Source organism: Micromonospora solifontis (assembly GCF_003725545.1).
In the GTDB taxonomy this organism is placed as follows: Bacteria; Actinomycetota; Actinomycetes; order Mycobacteriales; family Micromonosporaceae; genus Micromonospora; species Micromonospora solifontis.
Window position 1 is genome coordinate 1 of record NZ_RJLN01000209.1, and the last position, 524, is coordinate 524.

A 524-nucleotide genomic window follows, 5' to 3' on the forward strand; every position below is an offset into this window, starting at 1 on the left:
CGCCCGTATCGCACCGATCTGTCCGATGCCCGGTGGGCGTTGATCGAACCCACCATGACCGCCTGGCGGGCTTCCCAGGGCGGGCTGGGTATCCGTCAACCAGTGCATGACCTGCGGGAAATCGTCAATGCCATCTTGTACGTCAACCGCACCGGCATTGCCTGGGAGTACCTGCCACACGACTTCCCTCCGTACAAGACGGTCCACTCCTACTTCACCCGCTGGGCCGCCGACGGCACCACGGAGAAGATCCACAACCTGCTGCGCGGCAAGGTCCGGCGGGCAGTCGGCCGCGACCCGGAGCCGACTGCGGCGATCATCGACTCGCAGAGCGTCAAGACCAGCAGCAACGTGCCCGAAGCCAGTCAGGGCATCGATGCCGGCAAGAAGATCAAGGGCCGCAAACGGCACCTGGCCACCGATGTCCTTGGTCTGCTGCTGGTCGTGATCGTCACCGCGGCCAGTGTCTCGGACACCGCCGGTGGCCGTGACGTCATCGACCGTCTCGCCGTCACCCACCGTCA

At 65.5% G+C, this 524-nt stretch carries 1 protein-coding gene; it reads left to right on the forward strand.

Features of this window, described 5'->3' with window-relative positions; translation table 11 throughout:
* Positions 1-524 (forward strand): IS5 family transposase (locus EFE23_RS27895; protein ID WP_199737277.1); only part of this gene is annotated, 524 nt, incomplete at both ends.